Origin of the sequence: Streptomyces sp. MRC013 (assembly GCF_023614235.1) — a bacterium.
GTDB lineage: Bacteria > Actinomycetota > Actinomycetes > Streptomycetales > Streptomycetaceae > Streptomyces.
This window is the reverse complement of record NZ_CP094264.1, coordinates 1,935,820-1,956,325: the sequence shown is the minus strand read 5'-3', so window position 1 is coordinate 1,956,325 and position 20,506 is coordinate 1,935,820. Positions and strand designations below refer to the sequence as shown.

The 20,506-nt window shown below is 70.2% G+C and carries 30 protein-coding genes and 1 pseudogene; 27 read left to right on the top strand and 4 right to left on the bottom strand.

Annotated features, from left to right (window positions below; translation table 11 throughout):
• Window positions 1-324 precede the first annotated feature (324 nt).
• Window positions 325-594 (top strand): hypothetical protein, encoded by a 270-nt coding sequence (locus tag LUW75_RS08765; RefSeq protein WP_250335101.1) that lies wholly within the window; start codon window positions 325-327, stop codon window positions 592-594.
• 248 nt (window positions 595-842) lie between these two features.
• On the opposite strand, the gene LUW75_RS08760 is transcribed toward LUW75_RS08765, so the two are convergent.
• The 4 genes and pseudogenes from LUW75_RS08760 to LUW75_RS08745 form a co-directional block, all read right to left on the bottom strand.
• Complete coding sequence (locus tag LUW75_RS08760) at window positions 843-3,008, bottom strand: PIG-L family deacetylase (protein ID WP_250335100.1); 2,166 nt, start codon at window positions 3,006-3,008, stop codon at window positions 843-845.
• Window positions 3,009-3,279: 271 nt separating this feature from the next.
• Complete coding sequence (locus tag LUW75_RS08755; RefSeq protein ID WP_250335099.1) at window positions 3,280-4,005, bottom strand: sulfite exporter TauE/SafE family protein; 726 nt, start codon at window positions 4,003-4,005, stop codon at window positions 3,280-3,282.
• A 607-nt stretch (window positions 4,006-4,612) separates the two neighbouring features.
• Window positions 4,613-5,485, bottom strand: a pseudogene (locus LUW75_RS08750) (hypothetical protein); the annotation flags it as partial.
• Window positions 5,486-5,627: 142 nt separating this feature from the next.
• A complete protein-coding gene (locus tag LUW75_RS08745; RefSeq protein ID WP_250335098.1) occupies window positions 5,628-6,182 on the bottom strand; it encodes an ATP-binding protein in 555 nt (184 codons plus the stop codon).
• 191 nt (window positions 6,183-6,373) lie between these two features.
• Here LUW75_RS08745 and LUW75_RS08740 point away from each other — a divergent pair, with 191 nt between their 5' ends.
• From LUW75_RS08740 to LUW75_RS08615, 26 genes are all read left to right on the top strand, one after another.
• Window positions 6,374-7,210 carry a helix-turn-helix domain-containing protein gene (locus LUW75_RS08740; RefSeq protein ID WP_309246894.1) on the top strand — a complete coding sequence of 279 codons (837 nt, stop codon included), beginning with the start codon at window positions 6,374-6,376 and terminating at the stop codon, window positions 7,208-7,210.
• A complete protein-coding gene (locus tag LUW75_RS08735; protein WP_168437711.1) occupies window positions 7,207-7,416 on the top strand; it encodes a DUF397 domain-containing protein in 210 nt (69 codons plus the stop codon). Before LUW75_RS08740 ends, LUW75_RS08735 begins: the two co-directional genes overlap by 4 nt.
• Window positions 7,417-7,506: 90 nt before the next feature.
• The gene (locus LUW75_RS08730) at window positions 7,507-7,710 is read left to right on the top strand and encodes a DUF397 domain-containing protein (protein WP_250335097.1); all 204 of its coding nucleotides are present in this window, start codon (window positions 7,507-7,509) and stop codon (window positions 7,708-7,710) included.
• Window positions 7,711-8,250: 540 nt separating this feature from the next.
• Window positions 8,251-8,559 (top strand): 30S ribosomal protein S10, encoded by a 309-nt coding sequence (gene rpsJ, locus LUW75_RS08725; protein WP_003948644.1) that lies wholly within the window; start codon window positions 8,251-8,253, stop codon window positions 8,557-8,559.
• Between the two features lie 13 nt (window positions 8,560-8,572).
• Window positions 8,573-9,217 carry a 50S ribosomal protein L3 gene (gene rplC, locus LUW75_RS08720; RefSeq protein WP_010473957.1) on the top strand — a complete coding sequence of 215 codons (645 nt, stop codon included), beginning with the start codon at window positions 8,573-8,575 and terminating at the stop codon, window positions 9,215-9,217.
• Between the two features lie 7 nt (window positions 9,218-9,224).
• Window positions 9,225-9,887 carry a 50S ribosomal protein L4 gene (gene rplD / locus LUW75_RS08715; RefSeq protein ID WP_250335096.1) on the top strand — a complete coding sequence of 221 codons (663 nt, stop codon included), beginning with the start codon at window positions 9,225-9,227 and terminating at the stop codon, window positions 9,885-9,887.
• A complete protein-coding gene (gene rplW / locus LUW75_RS08710; RefSeq protein WP_023587028.1) occupies window positions 9,887-10,210 on the top strand; it encodes a 50S ribosomal protein L23 in 324 nt (107 codons plus the stop codon). Before rplD ends, rplW begins: the two co-directional genes overlap by 1 nt.
• 41 nt (window positions 10,211-10,251) lie before the next feature.
• A complete protein-coding gene (rplB, locus tag LUW75_RS08705) occupies window positions 10,252-11,088 on the top strand; it encodes a 50S ribosomal protein L2 (RefSeq protein ID WP_010473951.1) in 837 nt (278 codons plus the stop codon).
• Between the two features lie 14 nt (window positions 11,089-11,102).
• Complete coding sequence (gene rpsS, locus LUW75_RS08700; protein WP_004984529.1) at window positions 11,103-11,384, top strand: 30S ribosomal protein S19; 282 nt, start codon at window positions 11,103-11,105, stop codon at window positions 11,382-11,384.
• A 51-nt stretch (window positions 11,385-11,435) separates the two neighbouring features.
• Entirely contained in the window at window positions 11,436-11,783 is a 348-nt protein-coding gene (rplV, locus tag LUW75_RS08695; RefSeq protein ID WP_010473950.1) for a 50S ribosomal protein L22, read from the top strand.
• Window positions 11,783-12,610, top strand: a complete 828-nt coding sequence (gene rpsC / locus LUW75_RS08690; RefSeq protein WP_168437705.1) for a 30S ribosomal protein S3 — start codon at window positions 11,783-11,785, stop codon at window positions 12,608-12,610. Before rplV ends, rpsC begins: the two co-directional genes overlap by 1 nt.
• A gap of 5 nt (window positions 12,611-12,615) precedes the next feature.
• Window positions 12,616-13,035, top strand: a complete 420-nt coding sequence (rplP, locus tag LUW75_RS08685; protein WP_250335095.1) for a 50S ribosomal protein L16 — start codon at window positions 12,616-12,618, stop codon at window positions 13,033-13,035.
• On the top strand, window positions 13,035-13,259 hold the full coding sequence (rpmC, locus tag LUW75_RS08680; protein WP_010473947.1) for a 50S ribosomal protein L29: 225 nt from the start codon (window positions 13,035-13,037) through the stop codon (window positions 13,257-13,259). The genes rplP and rpmC overlap by 1 nt, the downstream gene beginning before the upstream one ends.
• On the top strand, window positions 13,259-13,546 hold the full coding sequence (gene rpsQ, locus LUW75_RS08675) for a 30S ribosomal protein S17 (RefSeq protein WP_010473946.1): 288 nt from the start codon (window positions 13,259-13,261) through the stop codon (window positions 13,544-13,546). The genes rpmC and rpsQ overlap by 1 nt, the downstream gene beginning before the upstream one ends.
• Before the next feature lie 100 nt (window positions 13,547-13,646).
• Window positions 13,647-14,015: a 50S ribosomal protein L14 gene (rplN, locus tag LUW75_RS08670; protein WP_003956455.1), complete on the top strand. Its 369-nt coding sequence runs from the start codon at window positions 13,647-13,649 to the stop codon at window positions 14,013-14,015.
• A 2-nt stretch (window positions 14,016-14,017) separates the two neighbouring features.
• Window positions 14,018-14,341 (top strand): 50S ribosomal protein L24, encoded by a 324-nt coding sequence (gene rplX / locus LUW75_RS08665; RefSeq protein WP_023587023.1) that lies wholly within the window; start codon window positions 14,018-14,020, stop codon window positions 14,339-14,341.
• Entirely contained in the window at window positions 14,341-14,898 is a 558-nt protein-coding gene (gene rplE / locus LUW75_RS08660) for a 50S ribosomal protein L5 (protein WP_010473944.1), read from the top strand. The genes rplX and rplE overlap by 1 nt, the downstream gene beginning before the upstream one ends.
• Before the next feature lie 2 nt (window positions 14,899-14,900).
• Window positions 14,901-15,086 (top strand): type Z 30S ribosomal protein S14, encoded by a 186-nt coding sequence (locus LUW75_RS08655; protein WP_003956452.1) that lies wholly within the window; start codon window positions 14,901-14,903, stop codon window positions 15,084-15,086.
• Between the two features lie 236 nt (window positions 15,087-15,322).
• The gene (rpsH, locus tag LUW75_RS08650) at window positions 15,323-15,721 is read left to right on the top strand and encodes a 30S ribosomal protein S8 (protein WP_228976557.1); all 399 of its coding nucleotides are present in this window, start codon (window positions 15,323-15,325) and stop codon (window positions 15,719-15,721) included.
• 21 nt (window positions 15,722-15,742) lie between these two features.
• On the top strand, window positions 15,743-16,282 hold the full coding sequence (rplF, locus tag LUW75_RS08645; protein ID WP_250335094.1) for a 50S ribosomal protein L6: 540 nt from the start codon (window positions 15,743-15,745) through the stop codon (window positions 16,280-16,282).
• A gap of 3 nt (window positions 16,283-16,285) precedes the next feature.
• The gene (gene rplR, locus LUW75_RS08640; RefSeq protein ID WP_250335093.1) at window positions 16,286-16,669 is read left to right on the top strand and encodes a 50S ribosomal protein L18; all 384 of its coding nucleotides are present in this window, start codon (window positions 16,286-16,288) and stop codon (window positions 16,667-16,669) included.
• 41 nt (window positions 16,670-16,710) lie between these two features.
• A complete protein-coding gene (rpsE, locus tag LUW75_RS08635) occupies window positions 16,711-17,316 on the top strand; it encodes a 30S ribosomal protein S5 (protein ID WP_023587021.1) in 606 nt (201 codons plus the stop codon).
• Entirely contained in the window at window positions 17,316-17,498 is a 183-nt protein-coding gene (gene rpmD / locus LUW75_RS08630) for a 50S ribosomal protein L30 (protein WP_005313525.1), read from the top strand. Before rpsE ends, rpmD begins: the two co-directional genes overlap by 1 nt.
• A gap of 2 nt (window positions 17,499-17,500) precedes the next feature.
• On the top strand, window positions 17,501-17,956 hold the full coding sequence (gene rplO, locus LUW75_RS08625) for a 50S ribosomal protein L15 (protein ID WP_250335092.1): 456 nt from the start codon (window positions 17,501-17,503) through the stop codon (window positions 17,954-17,956).
• A gap of 452 nt (window positions 17,957-18,408) precedes the next feature.
• On the top strand, window positions 18,409-19,728 hold the full coding sequence (gene secY / locus LUW75_RS08620) for a preprotein translocase subunit SecY (RefSeq protein ID WP_250335091.1): 1,320 nt from the start codon (window positions 18,409-18,411) through the stop codon (window positions 19,726-19,728).
• Window positions 19,728-20,387 (top strand): adenylate kinase, encoded by a 660-nt coding sequence (locus tag LUW75_RS08615; protein ID WP_250335090.1) that lies wholly within the window; start codon window positions 19,728-19,730, stop codon window positions 20,385-20,387. Before secY ends, LUW75_RS08615 begins: the two co-directional genes overlap by 1 nt.
• The last annotated feature ends 119 nt before the right edge of the window (window positions 20,388-20,506 follow it).

The window sequence follows — 20,506 nt, the reverse complement described above, 5'->3', positions numbered from 1 at the left end:
GGATACCGGCGATTTTCCGCCGGGTCCGAGAAAAAGGGGGAGATCCGGCGGGGCGGCCGGCGCCGTCGGGCTGACGCCGGGGGCACCCGGTCGCCCCTTCCGGCGACCCGGCCGGGGAGACGGGCACGGGACGGGTCGGACTCTCGGCCCGCTCACCACCGCCCGGTCCGTGCCGACGCCCCTCCCCGCTCCCGCGCCGGCCGTTCCGGAGGCATCCCGGCGACCGGACCCGAAACCCGCCCCGACCGCATGGCCGGCCCATGTCACCGCCCGACCCGTCGAGGCTCCCGATCGAAGACCGGATCGGGCGCTCAGGCGCTCCTCGTGTCCCTCGTCCTCACCACACTCGCCGGATGCGGTGCGAATGAATCGGACGACCTTCCGTTCGCGGGCACCGCCCCCTCCTTCGCCGCGGCCGACGAGGCGGAAAAGGCGTCCAGCGAGACCTGCGACCCGATCGGCGTCAAGGGCAAGGCCTCCGAGACCGGGCCGGGCGTCACGGGGTGCTCCGGGAGGGACGGGGAGGAGTTCTTCCAGACCTTCCACCGTGCTCCCTCACCCCGGCCTCACCCGGGCAGCTCCACGGTCTGGTAACGCCTCAAGGAGGAACTGCCGAAGCGCGGCCGGAAGGCCGTGGAGTACGGGAGGGACACCGGTGCGAACGGGAGTCTCCGGCTCACGGCCGACAACGACGAGAACGAGCACGGCGTCCACGTCGTCCACCGGGCCAAGCGGAACCCGCCCGGACCGGGCCTGACGGTCGTGTCCGGCCGCTGTCAGGCGCCCGAGGGGGGAGAAGGCCGAGCACTTCCGAGCGCTCGCCCCGCCGGTGCCGGCCGGGGTCAGCTCTCGGTGCGCGGCTCCGGCGCCCAGGCCCACGGATGGGCGTCGGCACCGAGACCGACGACGAGGGTGCCGTGTTCCGGGTGGAGGCGGAGGGCCGCCGACCCCAGGGCCACGGCTCCCCGCGCACGCGCGACCAGGCGGCCCGCGGCGGTGCGCACGAGGACGCGGCCGCGCAGGTCCCTGCCGGCCAGCAGCGGGCCCCGGGGCGCGGCGGCGGCGACGACCGGGCCGTAGCCGTCGAACGCCACGCGGGCCGGGGCGGCCCCGTCGATCCGTACCGCCGCCAGCTCCTCGCGGGTGGGCGCGCGGTAGTACAGCTCCAGCCCGCCGTCGGGCGCGGCCGCCACGGCCACCGGGCCGCCGGAGACCGGGAGCCGGACGTCCGGGCGGAACGCCACCGGCCGGCCCGGGGCGTCCTGGGTCCAGTGGTGGACGCCGTCCCGCGCGGCCGCGAAGAGGTGGACGCGGCCGGCCGGGTCCACGGTGGCCGACAGGCCGTCCTGGACCTCCTCGCCGCCCAGGTCCCCCCACGGCCCCCAGGCGCCGTCGGCCCCCCGTACCCGGGTGCTGACGCCCTTGTCCGCGTTGCGGACGAAGAGGTGCACGCGGCCCTTCCGGTCCGTCACCGCCACGGGAACGCCGATCCGGCGCCCGCGGTCGTCGTCGGGCTCCGGGTTGCCGAGCCCGCGCCAGGCGAGGAACGGCCCGCCCGCGGAACGCTGCTCCAGCAGTACGACCTCGCGCTTCCCGGCGCCGCCGCGCCCGCCGAGGGCCGCGAAGCGCAGTCCGAAGAGCAGGCACCGCCCGTCCGCGAGGGCCGCCGAGCCGAGGCCGCCCGCGAGGGGCCCGCCGCCCAGGTCGTCCGGATCGCCCCACTGCCCGCTGCCGCGCTCCGTCTCGCGCCAGCGCACGGCGCGCAGACCCAGCACCCCGTACACCGCGAGCCGTCCGTCGGGCTCCGCGGCCACGACGGGACCCGGGTCCGGATGGCGGTGGTGCGTGGCCCGCACCCAGCCCTTCTTGTTGGTGAGGGGGCGCGTGCCGCCGACCATGTAGTCGCCGCAGCCGGCGGTGTTGCCGCACTGCCAGGACGGGTCCCCGCCGTACGGGACGAGGTGCGCCGCCTTCTCTCGCAGCACCGGTTCGGGGAGGTTCTTGGGCCAGTGCCGGTTGTAGTAGCCGCGGAACGAGGTGGTGACGAAGCCCGGTACGGAGCCGCCGTCCGCACTGGCCTCGGCGACCCAGCGGACCATCGCCGCCCAGCTGAAGGAGGCGACGGCGGTGTGGTCGGCGTGGTCCGAGTAGCCGGGCTGCTCGGAGTCCCTCCGCCGGGTGGCCTCGTCGCTGTGCTGGATGTCCGGGTCGGGGTCGAGGGTGTGGACGACGGTGGGCCGGTAGCGCTCCATCAGGCCGACGAGGACGTCGATCAGGCCGTCGTGGTCGTAGTCCGAGGGGCGGCGGACGGGCGAGCCGGTCGCGACGACGGTCCGCAGGCTCAGCGAGCGGTCCTCCCACAGGCCGGGCACCGCCGTCCAGCGGCGGGGCGTGTGCATTGCGAGGTTGAGGAAGACCAGCTCGACGCGGCGGTCGCCGTGGGTGAGCGTGTTGATCTCGGCCCGGCGGTCGCCGCGGAGCGTGGCGACGCCCTTCCGCCAGGGGGTGAACCGGTCCAGCCCGATCATCCGCGCGTACGCCTGGCGCAGGCCCTGGTGGCGGGCGGAGGAGTAGTCCTCCCGGTCGGCGACGGTCTCTCCGGTGCGGCCGGGGACGTGGTTCTTGCCGGTGTGCTCGCCGGCGGTGACGTACACGCAGACCAGGGGGACGCCGGCGTCGACCATGCGCTGGCAGTCCGGGTTCATGAAGTACAGGTCGTCGTCCGGGTGCGCCAGGATCTGCATCAGCTGCGCGCGGCGCGAGCTAGCGATCGACAGGCCCGGCGCCGGGTCGGCGGTGGGCGCGGCGCGGCGCGGGGCGGGGACGGAGCAGCCGGCGAGACCGACGGTCCCGGCGAGGCCGGTGGCCCCGGCGAGGGCGAGGGCGGCGGCGAGGGTGCGGCGGCGGGTCGGGTGCGGGAGGCCGGGGACCGGGACCTCGTCGCGTCCTTCCGGGACGTCCGCGCCGCAAACGGCAGCGTGAGGCCTGCCCCCCGGTATCTCGTTCACTTGTGCCCCCGTACTGCTGCTGTGGGTGTCCGTCGGTGGCGGCGGAGCGTTGGTCGGCGCTGGAGTCCGCGCGGTCGTCTAGACGGATTATCGACACCCCGGGTTGCCTGGAACGAGGCGGGGCGTCGAACCGGAAGAGGCCGTGGTCCCGCCTTCACAGGCACCGCGGCACCGGGCCGCGGCACCCGCCCTCCGGCGACCTGCCCACCCCGTCGGCGCCCGGTCCGGCGGGCGGGAAGCGACGGGGGTGCGGGCGGTCGCGGCCGGGCGGCTAGGCCATCGCCACCCGTACGACCACCGAGACCGAGCTGACCACGAGCAGACCCAGGACGACGCGGCGGAACCGCTCCGCGTCCAACCGTCTGAAGATCCGCTCGCCCGTGAAGATGCCCACGAACAGCGCCGGGACCCCTACCAGCAGCGTCCGCCCCACCGTCGCGGTGAGCTGGCCGCTCACCGCGAAACCCGCCAGCGCGGCGAGGCTGGTGCCCGAGAACACCACCGCCAGCGTGGCGCGCTGGACGCGCGGCTCCAGCCTCATGCTCTGGAACGCCGCGACCATCGGCGGGCCGTCGATCCCCGTGGAGGCGAACGACGCCCCGGAGAACACGCCCACGCCGATGATCGTCGCCAGGCCGCCCCGCAGCGCGACCCTCCGCCAGACGAGGAACGTGCCCAGCAGCACCACCACCGCGATGACGACCGTCAGCACGTCCGGCGGGAGCACCGACAGCAGCCACACGCCGAAGGGCACCCCGCTCAGACCGGCGAGGAGGGTGACGGCGGTGATGCGCCGGTCGACGTGGCGCCGGTCGCGCACCGCTATCCACAGGCTGAGCGGCGCCGCCATGACGCCCGCCACGACGACCGCCGCGGCCGGTTCGACCAGCAGCGCCAGCGGGGGTACGGCGACCAGGGAGAAGCCGAAGCCGGCGGTGGAGCGGACGACGGAGGCGACGGCGAGGATCACGAACGCGCCGAGGAGGGCCGGTGTCAAGGCCGGCTCCCGACGGCGCCGGTCGCGGACCCGGGGAACACCAGGGGCGCCTCGGGCACCCCGTCGCCGGGGGCGGAGGGGCCCCCGGACGGCCCGCCGGCCGGGAGTACCGCCCCGTCGTCGCACAGGGCCCCGTACCGGGCCGTGTCCGCCTCGCGGAACCTCGCGACGCGCATGTGTTGCCTCCGTTCGGACCGTTGGGGGGAGGGGGGGGGTGCGGGCAGCGCCCGCAACAGTACTTCGGACAGGTGCTCGACCCGGCGGCCGCCTCCCTGGGAGATCCGCGTGCGGCAGGAGAAGCCGTCCGTCGGCACCGCGGTGCCCGGACCGCCCGCCCGCGGCTTCGGGTGCAGCCCGCGCTCCGGGCCCCCGGGAGGGGGCCGGGTGTCCCGGAAGGGGCGGTACCTTGCCTCACGGGGCGGGCTGGCCGCGGGACCCCCCGTTCGGGCGGGGCGGGAAGGGCGCGGCAGTCGCCGCACACCCCGGGGTCGGGGGCCCGGAAGGCGCGGTCGCAGAGGTCGCAGTTCTGGAGCGGGTGCGGGGCGCGGACCGGGCCGGTGGCGGGGGGCGGGAGTTCGGTGGTGAGCCGGTGGGCCAGGAACGCGGCCGGGTGGTACAGCGGTTCGGCGGGCAGGCGCGCGCTCAGCGCGTGTTGTACCCCCTCGGGGCTGGCGCCCCGTTCCAGCCAGGTGGCGGCGCCCGGGGCGAGCCGCTCGGTGTCGCGGGCGGACAGCAGCAGGCGCGGATCGTGGCGGTGCAGCCCGGCGAGCAGTTCGACCGCGGCCCGGAGGAGGGACGGGGACGGATAGGCGGGCTGCGGTACGGGGAGGGGGGCCGGGGGCCGGCGGGGAGGGCGGGCCGGCCCCGTACCGCACGGCGGCGCGGGTGCGGGTACGGGCGCGGGCGGCGGCGCCGCCGGCCCGGGTGCCTGGGCGAGTACGGGACCGGGTATGGGCGCAGGCGCGGACGCGGGCGCAGGGGGCGGCGCGGGTGGCGGCGTCGCCTGGGCGCCGGCTTCGGGTGCGGACGGTGGCGGAGCTTGGGCACCGGCCTCGGGTGCGGGCGGCGGCGCGGCCCGGGTACCGGCCTCGGGGGCCCGGTCGCGGGCGGAGGGCTGGTTGCAGGAGAGCGTACGGGTGGTGATCCGGCCGTCGGGGGCCCGCTCCCGCACGCGCCGCAGGTAGCCGTGGGCCTCCAGCTCGCGCAGGGCGCCGGCTATCCGCTGGGCGCCCTCGGGGAAGCGGGCGGCGAGGGTCTTGATGTCGATGCGGGTGCCGGTCGGCAGTGACTGGATGTGCACGGCGAGCCCGATGGCGAGGAGCGATAACTCCCGGTGCTGGGCGAGGTGGTTGCCGACGACGGTGAAGCGGCTGGTGTGCCGGGTGTTGACGTGCACGACCCCGGAAGGGTGGTGTGCGGCCCGCTTTCCGGTTACCCGGGACGAGGTGCGCGGAGGCGCGCTAGGGTTCTTGGTATCCATCAGGAAGGTCGTGCTTCCTCGTTGGTCAGGCCCCCGCCCGGGGGTGCTAGTCCCGGCGGGGGCCGACGCATATGCCAGACGATGTTGTCGTGCTGAGCGTAGAACGCGCGCCCCCGCTCTTGGCCAGCCGGTTTGACCACATTCACCCGACGGGGTGAGGCCGCCCGTGGGGTGGGAGGGGCGGGGTCGGGAGCGGTTCTTCCTTTCCTTCCGTTCCTTGGAGAAGACCGCCGGGCCCACCGGAACCCGGCCGCCCGTGCTCCGGTACGAGGTCCAGTTCGGCCCACACCGTCTTGCGCGGCACCGGCCCCGTGTCGACACCCCACCGGTCGGCCAGGGCGTCGACGATCAGCAGGCCCCGCCCGCTCTCGCTGCCGTCCGCAGGGGGCTGGGGCGGGGAGGCGGGCACCCGCTCGGCGCGCGTGTCGCCCACCTCGATCCGGAGGGCGCGGCCGGTGCCGGTGAGGCGCAGGACGAGCAGGAAGTCCCGCCCCGGCACCCTTCCGTGCAGGGCGGCGTTCGCGGCGAGCTCGGCGACGACCTGGAGGGCGTCGTCGACCACCCCCCGCGCCGCCGTCCGGTCGCGCAGCCATCCGGCGGCGAGCTCCCGCGCCAGCCGGGCCCCCGCCCGGGAGGGCGGTAACCGCATGCTGAAGTCACCTGTTCCTGCAAGGGGTTCGACCTGCTTGTGGTTCATGTCACAAATGGTGGCGGTGACCGGCAAGGGATGAACAGTGATTCTCCGCGTGCGTACAGTCACTGTCGGTGGCGCGCGGCCTCCTGTCGGGACCGTCGGGGGGCGCGGAACGGGTGCGCGTCCGCAGGCGTACGTCGGAGGCGAGGCGGTCGGTGGTGGAGGCGAACGGGACGCGGCGGCCCGGGGAGGACGTGGACGACCCCGGCTGGGAGGTGGACCCGGACGACGAGTCCGGCGCGGCCGTCGTCGCGACGGTCGGGCGCCAGCTCAGGTTGCGCCGGGAGGCCGCCGGCCTGAAGGCGGCGGAGTTCGGCCGCCTGATCGGGTACGGCGACGACCTGGTCTACAAGGTCGAGGCGGGCAAGCGGATCCCCCGCCCCGAGTACCTGGACAAGGCGGACAAGGTCCTGGGGGCGAACGGCCTGATCGCCGCGATGAAGAAAGACGTGGAGGAGGTCCGCTACCCGAAGAAGGTCCGGGACCTGGCTCGGATGGAAGCGCGGGCAGTGGAGCTGTTGGCTTACGGGGACCACAACCTCCACGGTCTTCTTCAGACGGAGGAGTACATCCGTGCGCTCTTTGCGATGCGTCAGCCTGCCTACAGCACCGATGAAATCGAGCGAGTCGTGGCGGGTCGAATGGCTCGTCAAGCGATCTTCGATCGCTCGCCTGCCCCCATGCTCAGTTTTGTCCAGGAAGAGGTGACGCTACGGCGCCCCCTTGGAGGCAGAATGGCTCTGCGGCGTCAGCTCGAACGCCTGTTGCAACTTGGGCAGTTGCGCAACGTCGTGATCCAGGTGATGCCGACCCACTGTGAGGAACATGCGGGGATGCACGGTGAGACGCAGGTGCTGAAGTTCGCAGACGGTACGGCCGTCGGCCGTTCGGAAGGGGCCTTCGGAGGGCGCCCCACTTCCGACCCGAAGCAACTCAGGGTGCTTGAGCTGCGCTATGGCATGATCCGGGCTCAGGCTCTCACCCCGCGGGAGTCGCTGGCCTTCATCGAGCAGGTGCTGGGAGAGACATGATCCGTATCGCCGCTGCCCGGGACGGCGCTGCCCTTGAGTGGCGCAAGAGCAGCTTCAGCAGCAACGGTCCCGAGGGTGACTGTGTCGAGGCCGCCATAACCGAGGGTGCCGTCCACGTTCGTGATTCCAAGAATGCGGACGGTCCTCTCCTGACCGTCACTCCGCAGAACTGGTCCAGCTTCGTGGCGTACGCCTCGGAGTGCTGACCGGTCCGCTGTGCCCCGTGCTCGGTTGGTCGCGTGCGGGGCAGCGTGCGCAAGCCGAGGCCTTCACCGAGTAGGCGCTGGGAGGACAGGATGAGCGAGACCCCGGTCGAGGGCCTCTCGACGGAGTGGCGCAAGAGCAGCTACAGCAGCAACGGCCCCGAGGTTGATTGCGTTGAGGTCGCCGCAACCGAGGGCACCGTCCACGTCCGCGACTCCAAGGACGCCGACGGTCCCCGGCTGGCCGTCGCGCCCGGCGCGTGGGCCGGCTTCGTGGCGTACGCGTCGCGGTACTGACGGCGCCCGCACGCGCCCCGTGCCCGCCCGGCCGCGCGCGGGGCGCCGGCGCCGTGCAGGTGCCTCACGCACGCGCCCCGGGGCCGGGGCGGGCCGCGTACGTCCGTCGCGCGGGCCCCGCACCCGCCCGCGCGGGCGGGGCCGCGCGCCCCGGTTTGATCGATACGGCCCTCGGGGTATTCTCTTCGGCTCGATTGGCGCGCGCGCCGCCCCGTGTGGCAGACTGTCCGGGTTGCTCGGTTGAGTGCCGATGCTGCGCGCCTCCCGCCGGGAGGACCGGAAGCGAGTCCCACAGTACTCGTCGTCCCTGCGTGGGGCGGAAGTACGGGAATCTTCCGGGAAGCGTCAGCGGGGCGCCGACCAGGCACCCGGTGGGTGTCTTCCCCCGGACCCGCGGTCTCAGGCCCGCACCCCCTTGGTTGGGAAATCCTTCGGGAGATCTTCGTAGAGGGAGTGCGACACGCCCGACCGCGGGGGTCGGAGAAGACGGCAGCCCGCCAGGTTCCGGAGCGTTACGAGAGACAGGACTACTGAGTAGCCATGGCGGGACAGAAGATCCGCATCCGGCTCAAGGCCTACGACCACGAGGTCATCGACTCCTCGGCGAAGAAGATCGTCGAGACGGTGACCCGCACTGGTGCGTCGGTCGCGGGCCCGGTGCCGCTGCCCACTGAGAAGAACGTGTACTGCGTCATCAAGTCGCCGCACAAGTACAAGGACTCGCGCGAGCACTTCGAGATGCGGACGCACAAGCGCCTCATCGACATCCTCGACCCCACGCCGAAGACGGTCGACTCGCTCATGCGCCTCGACCTGCCGGCCGGCGTCGACATCGAGATCAAGCTCTGAGGTGACGCGCGAGATGGCTAAGAACATTAAGGGCGTCCTGGGCGAGAAGCTCGGCATGACCCAGGTCTGGGACGAGAACAACCGGGTCGTCCCGGTGACCGTCGTCAAGGCCGGTCCCTGCGTCGTCACCCAGGTCCGCACCAACGACACCGACGGCTACGAGTCGGTCCAGATCGCCTTCGGCGAGATCGACCCGCGCAAGGTGAACAAGCCCCTCAAGGGCCACTTCGCCAAGGCCGACGTCACCCCGCGCCGCCACCTGGTGGAGATCCGCACCGCCGACGCCTCCGAGTACACCCTCGGCCAGGAGATCACCGCCGCGGTCTTCGAGGCGGGCGTCAAGGTCGACGTCACCGGCAAGAGCAAGGGCAAGGGCTTCGCCGGTGTCATGAAGCGCCACAACTTCCGTGGTCTGGGCGCCGGTCACGGTACCCAGCGCAAGCACCGCTCGCCCGGTTCCATCGGTGGCTGCGCCACCCCGGGCCGCGTGTTCAAGGGCCTCCGCATGGCGGGCCGCATGGGCAACGAGCGGGTCACCACCCAGAACCTGACCGTCCACGCCGTTGACGCGGAGAAGGGGCTGCTGCTCATCAAGGGCGCGGTTCCTGGTCCGAACGGCGGCCTCGTCCTGGTCCGTACCGCGGCCAAGGGGGCCTGAGGTAACGATGAGCACCATTGACATCCTTTCGCCGGCAGGCGACAAGGCCGGGACCGTCGAGCTCCCCGCGGAGATCTTCGACGCGAAGACCAGCGTTCCGCTGATCCACCAGGTCGTCGTCGCACAGCTGGCCGCTGCCCGCCAGGGCACGCACAAGACCAAGACCCGTGGCGAAGTCCGCGGCGGTGGCAAGAAGCCCTACCGCCAGAAGGGCACCGGCCGCGCCCGTCAGGGTTCGACCCGCGCCCCGCAGTTCGCCGGTGGTGGCGTCGTCCACGGCCCCGTGCCGCGCGACTACTCCCAGCGGACCCCCAAGAAGATGAAGGCCGCCGCCCTGCGCGGTGCCCTCTCCGACCGGGCCCGCCACTCCCGCATCCACGTCGTCACCGGCGTGGTCGAGGGTGAGATCTCCACCAAGGCCGCCAAGACGCTGTTCGGCAAGATCTCGGAGCGCAAGAACCTGCTCCTGGTCGCCGAGCGCTCCGACGAGGCCGCGTGGCTCTCCGCCCGCAACCTGCCCCAGGTGCACATCCTGGAGCCGGGCCAGCTGAACACGTACGACGTGCTCGTCTCCGACGACGTGGTCTTCACCAAGGCCGCCTTCGAGTCCTTCGTGTCCGGCGCCCCGGTCTCTGGTCGGAACGTTGAGACCGAAGGGAGCGACGTCTGATGACCGAGGCCGTCGTCACCAGCAAGACCTTCACGGACCCGCGCGACATTCTCGTCAAGCCGGTCGTCTCCGAGAAGAGCTACGCGCTGCTGGACGAGAACAAGTACACGTTCGTCGTCGACCCGCGCGCCAACAAGACCCAGATCAAGCAGGCCGTCGAGGCGGTCTTCTCGGTCAAGGTCACCGGGGTCAACACGATCAACCGGCAGGGCAAGCGCAAGCGCACCCGCACCGGCTACGGCAAGCGCGCCAACACCAAGCGCGCCATCGTGACCCTTGCCGAGGGCAACCGTATCGACATCTTCGGCGGTCCGACCGCCTAAGGGCGGTCTGGATCGTCCGAATATCGGACGAGGACTGAGAAATGGGTATCCGCAAGTACAAGCCGACGACTCCGGGCCGTCGTGGCTCCAGCGTCGCCGACTTTGTCGAGATCACGCGGTCCACGCCGGAGAAGTCGCTGGTCCGCCCCCTGCACAGCAAGGGCGGCCGTAACAACACCGGTCGTGTGACCGTCCGCCACCAGGGCGGTGGCCACAAGCGCGCCTACCGAGTGATCGACTTCCGTCGTCACGACAAGGACGGCGTGCCGGCGAAGGTCGCTCACATCGAGTACGACCCGAACCGCACCGCGCGCATCGCGCTCCTGCACTACGCGGACGGCGAGAAGCGCTACATCATCGCCCCCCGTGGCCTGAGCCAGGGCGACCGGATCGAGAACGGTCCCGGCGCCGACATCAAGCCCGGCAACAACCTGGCGCTCCGCAACATCCCGGTCGGTACCACGATCCACGCGATCGAGCTCCGTCCCGGTGGCGGCGCCAAGTTCGCCCGTTCCGCCGGTGCCTCCGTGCAGCTGCTCGCGAAGGAGGGCTCGATGGCCCACCTCCGCATGCCGTCCGGCGAGATCCGCCTGGTCGACGTCCGCTGCCGCGCCACCATCGGCGAGGTCGGTAACGCCGAGCAGTCGAACATCAACTGGGGCAAGGCCGGCCGCAAGCGCTGGCTGGGCGTCCGCCCGACCGTCCGCGGTGTGGCGATGAACCCGGTTGACCACCCGCACGGTGGTGGTGAGGGCAAGACCTCCGGTGGTCGCCACCCGGTCTCCCCGTGGGGTCAGAAGGAGGGTCGTACTCGTTCTCCCAAGAAGGCGAGCAACAAGTACATCGTCCGCCGCCGCAAGACGAACAAGAAGCGCTAGGAGCGGGTTCACAGATGCCGCGCAGTCTCAAGAAGGGGCCCTTCGTCGACGACCACCTGATCAAGAAGGTGGACGCCCAGAACGAAGCCGGCACCAAGAACGTCATCAAGACCTGGTCCCGTCGCTCGATGATCGTCCCGGCCATGCTCGGCCACACGATCGCGGTGCACAACGGCAAGACCCACATCCCGGTGTTCGTCACCGAGTCGATGGTCGGCCACAAGCTCGGCGAGTTCTCGCCGACGCGCACCTTCCGGGGTCACGTCAAGGAAGACCGGAAGTCGAAGCGCCGCTGACCAGCGGGGTGAAAGACCATGACGAACGTGTCAGACACTGAAGGGACAACCATGGAAGCCAGGGCCCAGGCGCGGTACATCCGCGTCACGCCCATGAAGGCCCGCCGCGTGGTGGACCTCATCCGTGGCATGGACGCCACGGAGGCTCAGGCGGTCCTGCGTTTCGCCCCGCAGGCCGCGAGCGTGCCGGTCAAGAAGGTGCTGGACAGCGCCATCGCGAACGCCGCGCACAACTACGACCAGACGGACGCCTCGTCGCTGTACATCAGCGAGGCGTACGTGGACGAGGGCCCGACCCTGAAGCGGTTCCGGCCGCGCGCCCAGGGCCGTGCCTACCGGATCCGTAAGCGGACCAGCCACATCACCGTGGTCGTCAGCAGCAAGGAAGGAACCCGGTAATGGGCCAGAAGGTAAACCCGCACGGGTTCCGGCTCGGCATCACCACCGACTTCAAGTCGCGCTGGTACGCCGACAAGCTGTACAAGGACTACGTCAAGGAAGACGTCGCCATCCGTCGGATGATGACGTCCGGCATGGAGCGCGCCGGCATCTCCAAGGTCGAGATCGAGCGCACCCGCGACCGCGTCCGCGTGGACATCCACACGGCCCGCCCGGGCATCGTCATCGGCCGCCGCGGCGCCGAGGCCGACCGCATCCGCGGCGACCTGGAGAAGCTCACCGGCAAGCAGGTCCAGCTGAACATCCTCGAGGTCAAGAACCCCGAGGTCGACGCTCAGCTCGTGGCCCAGGCCGTGGCCGAGCAGCTGTCCTCCCGCGTCTCCTTCCGCCGCGCCATGCGCAAGAGCATGCAGTCGGCGATGAAGGCGGGCGCCAAGGGCATCAAGATCCAGTGCGGCGGCCGCCTCGGCGGCGCCGAGATGTCCCGCTCGGAGTTCTACCGCGAGGGCCGTGTGCCGCTGCACACGCTCCGCGCGAACGTCGAGTACGGCTTCTTCGAGGCCAAGACCACCTTCGGCCGCATCGGCGTGAAGGTCTGGATCTACAAGGGCGACGTCAAGAACATCGCCGAGGTTCGCGCCGAGAACGCCGCCGCCCGCGCCGGCAACCGTCCGGCCCGCGGCGGTGCCGACCGCCCGGCCCGCGGCGGTGGCCGTGGCGAGCGCGGCGGTCGCGGCCGCAAGCCGCAGCAGAACGCCGCTGCCGAGGCCCCCAAGGCCGAGGCCGCTGCCGCTGCTCCGGCTGAGAGCACCGGAACGGAGGCCTGACCGACATGCTGATCCCCCGTAGGGTCAAGCACCGCAAGCAGCACCACCCGAAGCGCAGCGGTATGTCCAAGGGTGGTACGCAGGTTGCGTTCGGCGAGTACGGCATCCAGGCCCTGACTCCGGCGTACGTGACCAACCGCCAGATCGAGGCGGCCTGTATCGCGATGACCCGCCACATCAAGCGTGGCGGCAAGGTCTGGATCAACATCTACCCGGACCGTCCGCTGACCAAGAAGCCCGCCGAGACCCGCATGGGTTCCGGTAAGGGTTCCCCGGAGTGGTGGGTCGCGAACGTCAAGCCCGGTCGGGTGATGTTCGAGCTGTCCTACCCGAACGAGAAGATTGCGCGTGAGGCGCTTACCCGCGCTGCTCACAAGCTTCCGATGAAGTGCCGGATCGTTCGGCGCGAGGCAGGTGAGGCGTGATGTCGGCCGGTACCAAGGCGTCCGAGCTGCGCGAGCTGAGCAACGAGGAGCTTGTCGGCAAGCTCCGCGAGGCCAAGGAAGAGCTGTTCAACCTCCGCTTCCAGGCGGCGACCGGGCAGCTCGAGAACCACGGCCGGCTGAAGGCCGTCCGCAAGGACATCGCCCGGATCTACACCCTCATGCGTGAGCGTGAGCTCGGCATCGAGACGGTGGAGAGCGCCTGATGAGCGAGAACAACGTGACTGAGAACACCGCCGAAGCACGCGGCTTCCGCAAGACCCGCGAGGGTTACGTCGTCAGCGACAAGATGGACAAGACCGTCGTCGTCGCCGTCGAGGACCGCGTCAAGCACGCCCTGTACGGCAAGGTCATCCGCCGTACCAACAAGCTCAAGGCGCACGACGAGCAGAACGCCGCGGGTGTCGGCGACCGCGTCCTCCTCATGGAGACCCGGCCGCTGTCCGCGACGAAGCGCTGGCGCGTCGTCGAGATCCTCGAGAAGGCCAAGTAAGCACTTGAAGGGGTAACCCTTCAGGTTCGTTCCGCCAGGCTCGGCGCCCCGTGGGTCCGCCCACGGGCGCCGGGAACCGGCAGACAATCAGGAGATAGACGTGATCCAGCAGGAGTCGCGACTGCGTGTCGCCGACAACACTGGTGCGAAGGAGATCCTTTGCATCCGTGTGCTCGGTGGCTCCGGTCGCCGCTACGCGGGCATCGGTGACGTCATCGTCGCCACCGTCAAGGACGCGATCCCCGGTGGCAACGTGAAGAAGGGTGACGTCGTCAAGGCGGTCATCGTTCGCACCGTCAAGGAGCGCCGCCGCCAGGACGGCTCGTACATCCGCTTCGACGAGAACGCCGCCGTCATTCTGAAGAACGACGGCGACCCTCGCGGCACCCGTATCTTCGGCCCGGTCGGCCGTGAGCTGCGCGAGAAGAAGTTCATGAAGATCATCTCGCTCGCGCCGGAGGTGCTGTAAGCATGAAGATCAAGAAGGGTGACCTGGTCCAGGTCATCACCGGCAAGGACAAGGGCAAGCAGGGCAAGGTCATCGCGGCCTTCCCCCGTGAGGACCGCGTCCTGGTCGAGGGTGTCAACCGGGTCAAGAAGCACACCAAGGCGAACCAGCCGGGCCGCGCCTCGCAGGCCGGCGGCATCGTCACGGTCGAAGCCCCCATCCACGTGAGCAACGTCCAGCTCGTCGTGGAGAAGGACGGCAAGAAGGTCGTGACCCGCGTCGGTTACCGCTTCGACGAGAACGGCAACAAGATCCGCGTTGCCAAGCGGACGGGTGAGGACATCTGATGGCTACCACCACGACCCCGCGTCTCAAGACGAAGTACCGCGAGGAGATCGTCGGCAAGCTGCGTGACGAGTTCAAGTACGAGAACGTCATGCAGGTTCCGGGCCTCGTCAAGATCGTGGTCAACATGGGTGTGGGCGACGCCGCCCGCGACTCCAAGCTGATCGAGGGCGCCATCCGCGACCTCACCACGATCACCGGTCAGAAGCCGGCCGTCACCAAGGCCCGCAAGTCCATCGCGCAGTTCAAGCTGCGCGAGGGTCAGCCGATCGGTGCCCACGTCACGCTCCGTGGCGACCGCATGTGGGAGTTCCTCGACCGCACCCTGTCGCTCGCGCTGCCGCGCATCCGCGACTTCCGCGGTCTGTCCCCGAAGCAGTTCGACGGCCGTGGCAACTACACCTTCGGTCTCACGGAGCAGGTCATGTTCCACGAGATCGACCAGGACAAGATCGACCGGGTCCGGGGCATGGACATCACCGTGGTCACCACGGCGACCAACGACGACGAGGGTCGTGCCCTCCTCCGTCACCTCGGCTTCCCGTTCAAGGAGAACTGACCGTGGCGAAGAAGGCTCTGATCGCTAAGGCCGCCCGCAAGCCGAAGTTCGGTGTGCGCGCGTACACCCGCTGCCAGCGCTGCGGCCGGCCCCACTCCGTCTACCGCAAGTTCGGCCTGTGCCGCGTGTGCCTCCGTGAGATGGCTCACCGCGGCGAGCTGCCGGGCGTGACCAAGAGCTCCTGGTAGTCAGCCCAGTTGGGTTGACGCCGGGCTCTCGGTAAGCAGACCGGCCGGCAGGGGCCCTCCTCCACATGCCGTAGGCTTGTGGGGTTGGGCGCCTGCCGCCCGGACGCCCGCGGGCCGAGCCCGCTAGATAACGCTTACTACGCCGTAGGTCCCCGCACCGCACCCGTCCCGCCCATGAGCGGGGAGAGGGATGGCGCATACAGGAAACCCCGGCGAGAGAGGCCGAAGGCCAATTCATGACCATGACTGATCCGATCGCAGACATGCTTACGCGTCTGCGGAACGCGAACTCGGCGTACCACGACTCCGTGACGATGCCGCACAGCAAGATCAAGTCCCACATCGCGGAGATCCTCAAGCAGGAGGGCTTCATCACGGGCTGGAAGGTCGAGGACGCCGAGGTCGGCAAGAACCTCGTCCTCGAGCTGAAGTTCGGCCCGAACCGCGAGCGCTCCATCGCGGGCATCAAGCGGATCTCGAAGCCCGGTCTCCGGGTCTACGCGAAGTCCACCAACCTGCCGAAGGTCCTCGGCGGTCTCGGCGTGGCGATCATCTCCACGTCGCACGGCCTCCTGACCGGCCAGCAGGCGCAGAAGAAGGGCGTGGGTGGGGAAGTCCTCGCCTACGTCTGGTAGTCGGGAACGGAGGAAAAGCCAATGTCGCGTATCGGCAAGCTCCCCATCACGGTTCCCGCCGGCGTGGACGTCACCATCGATGGCCGTACGGTCCAGGTGAAGGGCCCCAAGGGCACCCTGACCCACACCGTCGCCGCGCCGATCGAGATCGTCAAGGGTGAGGACGGCGTGCTGAGCGTCACCCGCCCCAACGACGAGCGTCAGAACAAGGCCCTGCACGGCCTGTCCCGCACGCTGGTGGCCAACATGATCACCGGTGTGACCCAGGGGTACACGAAGGCGCTCGAGATCAGCGGTGTCGGTTACCGCGTCGCCGCGAAGGGCTCCAACCTGGAGTTCCAGCTCGGCTACAGCCACCCGATCCTCGTCGAGGCGCCCGAGGGCATCTCGTTCAAGGTCGAGTCGCCGACCAAGTTCTCGGTCGAGGGCATCGACAAGCAGAAGGTCGGCGAGGTCGCCGCGAACATCCGCAAGCTGCGCAAGCCCGACCCGTACAAGGCCAAGGGCGTGAAGTACGCGGGCGAGGTCATCCGCCGCAAGGTCGGAAAGGCTGGTAAGTAAGCCATGGCATACGGCGTGAAGATTGCCAAGGGCAAGGCCTACAAGGGTGCTGCCCTGAAGCGTCGCCACATCCGCATCCGCAAGAAGGTCTCGGGTACCGCCGAGCGTCCGCGCCTGGTCGTCACCCGGTCCAACCGTGGGATCACCGCCCAGGTCATCGACGACACCGCGGGTCACACCGTGGCGTCGGCGTCGACCCTGGACGCGTCCATCCGCGGCGGCGAAGGCGACAAGTCGGCCAAGGCCCAGCAGGTCGGCAAGCTCGTCGCCGAGCGCGCCAAGGCCGCCGGTGTCGAGGCTGTCGTGTTCGACCGTGGCGGCAACAGGTACGCGGGGCGCATCGCCGCCCTGGCGGACGCCGCCCGCGAAGCCGGCCTGAAGTTCTGAGCCGGTTCCGTAGCTAGCGGAAACAGAGAGAGGTAATTCCAATGGCTGGACCCCAGCGCCGCGGAAGCGGTGCCGGTGGCGGCGAGCGGCGGGACCGGAAGGGCCGTGACGGCGGCGCTGCTGCCGCCGAGAAGACCGCGTACGTCGAGCGCGTCGTCGCGATCAACCGCGTCGCCAAGGTTGTGAAGGGTGGTCGTCGCTTCAGCTTCACCGCGCTGGTCGTGGTGGGCGACGGTGACGGCACCGTGGGCGTCGGTTACGGCAAGGCCAAGGAGGTGCCGGCCGCCATCGCCAAGGGTGTGGAGGAGGCCAAGAAGCACTTCTTCAAGGTCCCCCGCATCCAGGGCACCATCCCGCACCCGATCCAGGGCGAGAAGGCCGCGGGCGTCGTCCTGCTCAAGCCGGCTTCCCCCGGTACCGGCGTCATCGCCGGTGGCCCGGTGCGCGCCGTGCTCGAGTGCGCCGGCGTCCACGACATCCTGTCGAAGTCGCTCGGCTCCGACAACGCGATCAACATCGTGCACGCGACCGTGGAGGCCCTGAAGGGCCTGCAGCGCCCCGAGGAGATCGCGGCCCGCCGCGGTCTGCCGCTCGAGGACGTCGCCCCCGCGGCCCTGCTGCGTGCGCGTGCCGGGGTGGGTGCGTAATGGCCCGCCTGAAGATCACGCAGACGAAGTCGTACATCGGCAGCAAGCAGAACCACCGCGACACGCTGCGTTCGCTCGGGCTCAAGCGCCTGAACGACGTGGTCGTCAAGGAGGACCGCCCCGAGTTCCGCGGCATGGTGCACACCGTCCGCCACCTCGTGACGGTCGAGGAGGTCGACTGATCATGGCGGAGAACAACCCGCTGAAGATCCACAACCTCCGTCCCGCCCCGGGCGCCAAGACCGCCAAGACCCGCGTGGGTCGTGGTGAGGCGTCGAAGGGTAAGACGGCCGGTCGTGGTACCAAGGGCACGAAGGCCCGCTACCAGGTTCCGGAGCGCTTCGAGGGCGGCCAGATGCCGCTGCACATGCGCCTCCCGAAGCTGAAGGGCTTCAAGAACCCCTTCAAGACCGAGTACCAGGTCGTGAACCTGGACAAGCTCGCGGCCCTCTACCCCGAGGGTGGCGAGGTCACGGTCGAGGGCCTGGTCGCCAAGGGCGCGGTTCGCAAGAACCAGCTCGTCAAGGTGCTGGGTCAGGGCGAGATCTCCGTGGCGCTGCAGGTGACGGTCGACGCCGTCTCCGGCTCCGCCAAGGAGAAGATCACCGCCGCCGGCGGCACGGTCACCGAGCTCATCTGAGCCCCGGCTGACGTGAAGGCCTGGCAGGGCGCCTCCGGGCGCCCTGCCAGGCCTTCCGCCTTCCCCCGCCCGTGTCGCCCGCCCAGGGCGCGTACGGCCCGGTGCGGGCGACGCGCCCGCCGGCGGAGGGCGCGCGTCCACCCGCCCCGCCCCCGGGTACGGCCCTTCCCCGCGCCCGGCGCCCCGGCGCCGCCCGGTGGGCTCCGGCACGCTCCCGCCCGCCTCCCAGGGGTCGCGCCGGGGCCGGACGCGGAGTCCGGCCGCGGGGGTCCGGCCACCGGGTTCGGATCGTGGGTGACTACAGATGTTTCCCGTGTGCCGCATGGCCGGGTAGGGTGGCGCCATTAATCTTCGGGCGGCCTGTGCCAGCACAGCGCCGCCTTGCCAGGTAACCGCTGATTCTTCAAACCCGTCGCCTCTGACGCGCTAGCTCGGGGGTCGCAGGAGGCACCGTGCTCACCGCGTTCGCCCGGGCGTTCAAGACGCCCGACCTGCGTAAGAAGCTGCTCTTCACGTTCGGCATCATCGTCCTCTACCGGCTCGGTGCACACATCCCGGTCCCCGGTGTGGACTACGAGAACGTCCAGCAATGTGTCAAGCAGGCCCAGCAGGGCAGCAAGAACCTGCTCGGCCTGATGGACATGTTCAGCGGTGGTGCCCTGCTGCAGATCACCATCTTCGCGCTCGGCATCATGCCGTACATCACGGCGAGCATCATCCTTCAGCTGCTGACCGTGGTCATCCCGCGGCTCGAGGCCCTGAAGAAGGAGGGCCAGTCCGGGCAGGCGAAGATCACGCAGTACACGCGCTACCTGACCGTCGCCCTGGCCATCCTCCAGGGCACCGGCCTGGTGGCCACCGCCAAGAGCGGTGCGCTGTTCAGCGGCTGCACCGTCGCCGACCAGATCGTCCCCGACCAGTCGATCTTCACCATCGCCGTCATGGTCATCACCATGACCGCCGGCACCGCCCTCGTCATGTGGCTCGGTGAGCTGATCACCGACCGCGGCGTCGGCAACGGCATGTCGATCCTGATGTTCATCTCGATCGCCGCGGGCTTCCCCGGCTCCCTGTGGGCCATCAAGGAGAGCGGCAAGCTCGCCAAGGGCTGGATCGAGTTCGGCACGGTCATCCTGATCGGCTTCGTGATGGTCGCCCTGGTGGTCTTCGTCGAGCAGGCCCAGCGCCGGATCCCGGTCCAGTACGCGAAGCGCATGATCGGCCGCCGCTCCTACGGCGGCACCTCGACCTACATCCCCCTCAAGGTGAACCAGGCGGGTGTGATTCCCGTCATCTTCGCCTCGTCGCTGCTCTACATCCCGATCCTGATCGTCCAGTTCGCGGGCAACAGCACATCGGGGTGGTCTGCGTGGATTCAACAGCATTTGGTGGACGGCAAGCCGATCCACACGGTGATCTACTTCTTCCTCATCGTCTTCTTCGCCTTCTTCTATGTGGCCATCTCGTTCAACCCCGAGGAAGTGGCCGACAACATGAAGAAGTATGGTGGCTTCATCCCGGGCATCCGGGCCGGTCGACCTACTGCCGAATACCTGAGCTACGTGCTCAACCGGATCACCTGGCCCGGTTCGCTGTACCTGGGCCTGATCGCTCTTGTGCCGACGATGGCGTTGGCAGGCTTCGGCGGTGCGAACGCCAACTTCCCGTTCGGCGGGACGAGCATCCTCATCATCGTGGGTGTCGGGCTGGAGACCGTGAAGCAGATCGAGAGCCAGCTCCAGCAGCGCAATTACGAAGGGTTCCTCCGCTGATGCGAATCGTCCTCGTCGGACCACCCGGAGCCGGCAAGGGTACGCAGGCCGCGTTCCTTGCCAGGAATCTGTCGATTCCGCACATCTCCACGGGTGACCTGTTCCGGGCAAACATCAGTCAGGGCACGGAGCTGGGCAAGCAGGCCAAGGCGTACATGGACGCCGGCAACCTGGTGCCCGACGAGGTCACGATCGGGATGGCCAAGGACCGCATGGAGCAGCCGGACGCCGAGGGCGGCTTCCTGCTCGACGGCTTCCCGCGCAACGTCGCCCAGGCGAAGGCGCTCGACGCGATGCTCGAGGCCGCGGACATGAAGCTGGACGCCGTCCTGGACCTGGAGGTCCCGGAGGACGAGGTCGTGAAGCGGATCGCCGGCCGTCGCATCTGCCGCAACGACAGCGCGCACGTCTTCCACGTGACGTACTCCCCGCCGAAGCAGGGCGGCGTCTGCGACGTCTGCGGCGGCGAGCTGTACCAGCGCGACGACGACTCCGAGGGGACCGTCCGCACGCGGCTGGAGGTCTACCACACGCAGACCGAGCCGATCATCGACCACTACCGGGCCCAGGGCCTCGTGGTCACGATCTCCGCGCTCGGCAAGGTCGACGAGGTGACCGAGCGGGCCATGGCGGCGCTGAGCGGCGAGCACGCCGTGTAGGTCGCCGTCGACCCGCAGTACGCTCCCCGGCGCCCCGGCTCCGCCCGGCCCGGGATCACACGCAGTCCCCGCGCTTCGGCCGCGGCGTCCTCCCGGGGCGCCGCGGCCGAAGCCGTTGG

What these genes read in the sequence shown, in the direction of transcription:
- LUW75_RS08745 (WP_250335098.1), bottom strand. Translation starts at nt 6,182, where the DNA reads ATGAACCACAAGCAGGTCGAACCCCTTGCAGGAACAGGTGACTTCAGC.
- LUW75_RS08735 (WP_168437711.1), top strand. Translation starts at nt 7,207, where the DNA reads ATGATCCGTATCGCCGCTGCCCGGGACGGCGCTGCCCTTGAGTGGCGC.
- LUW75_RS08730 (WP_250335097.1), top strand. Translation starts at nt 7,507, where the DNA reads ATGAGCGAGACCCCGGTCGAGGGCCTCTCGACGGAGTGGCGCAAGAGC.
- rpsJ (WP_003948644.1), top strand. Translation starts at nt 8,251, where the DNA reads ATGGCGGGACAGAAGATCCGCATCCGGCTCAAGGCCTACGACCACGAG.
- rplC (WP_010473957.1), top strand. Translation starts at nt 8,573, where the DNA reads ATGGCTAAGAACATTAAGGGCGTCCTGGGCGAGAAGCTCGGCATGACC.
- rplD (WP_250335096.1), top strand. Translation starts at nt 9,225, where the DNA reads ATGAGCACCATTGACATCCTTTCGCCGGCAGGCGACAAGGCCGGGACC.
- rplW (WP_023587028.1), top strand. Translation starts at nt 9,887, where the DNA reads ATGACCGAGGCCGTCGTCACCAGCAAGACCTTCACGGACCCGCGCGAC.
- rplB (WP_010473951.1), top strand. Translation starts at nt 10,252, where the DNA reads ATGGGTATCCGCAAGTACAAGCCGACGACTCCGGGCCGTCGTGGCTCC.
- rpsS (WP_004984529.1), top strand. Translation starts at nt 11,103, where the DNA reads ATGCCGCGCAGTCTCAAGAAGGGGCCCTTCGTCGACGACCACCTGATC.
- rplV (WP_010473950.1), top strand. Translation starts at nt 11,436, where the DNA reads ATGGAAGCCAGGGCCCAGGCGCGGTACATCCGCGTCACGCCCATGAAG.
- rpsC (WP_168437705.1), top strand. Translation starts at nt 11,783, where the DNA reads ATGGGCCAGAAGGTAAACCCGCACGGGTTCCGGCTCGGCATCACCACC.
- rplP (WP_250335095.1), top strand. Translation starts at nt 12,616, where the DNA reads ATGCTGATCCCCCGTAGGGTCAAGCACCGCAAGCAGCACCACCCGAAG.
- rpmC (WP_010473947.1), top strand. Translation starts at nt 13,035, where the DNA reads ATGTCGGCCGGTACCAAGGCGTCCGAGCTGCGCGAGCTGAGCAACGAG.
- rpsQ (WP_010473946.1), top strand. Translation starts at nt 13,259, where the DNA reads ATGAGCGAGAACAACGTGACTGAGAACACCGCCGAAGCACGCGGCTTC.
- rplX (WP_023587023.1), top strand. Translation starts at nt 14,018, where the DNA reads ATGAAGATCAAGAAGGGTGACCTGGTCCAGGTCATCACCGGCAAGGAC.
- rplE (WP_010473944.1), top strand. Translation starts at nt 14,341, where the DNA reads ATGGCTACCACCACGACCCCGCGTCTCAAGACGAAGTACCGCGAGGAG.
- rpsH (WP_228976557.1), top strand. Translation starts at nt 15,323, where the DNA reads ATGACCATGACTGATCCGATCGCAGACATGCTTACGCGTCTGCGGAAC.
- rplF (WP_250335094.1), top strand. Translation starts at nt 15,743, where the DNA reads ATGTCGCGTATCGGCAAGCTCCCCATCACGGTTCCCGCCGGCGTGGAC.
- rplR (WP_250335093.1), top strand. Translation starts at nt 16,286, where the DNA reads ATGGCATACGGCGTGAAGATTGCCAAGGGCAAGGCCTACAAGGGTGCT.
- rpsE (WP_023587021.1), top strand. Translation starts at nt 16,711, where the DNA reads ATGGCTGGACCCCAGCGCCGCGGAAGCGGTGCCGGTGGCGGCGAGCGG.
- rpmD (WP_005313525.1), top strand. Translation starts at nt 17,316, where the DNA reads ATGGCCCGCCTGAAGATCACGCAGACGAAGTCGTACATCGGCAGCAAG.
- rplO (WP_250335092.1), top strand. Translation starts at nt 17,501, where the DNA reads ATGGCGGAGAACAACCCGCTGAAGATCCACAACCTCCGTCCCGCCCCG.
- LUW75_RS08615 (WP_250335090.1), top strand. Translation starts at nt 19,728, where the DNA reads ATGCGAATCGTCCTCGTCGGACCACCCGGAGCCGGCAAGGGTACGCAG.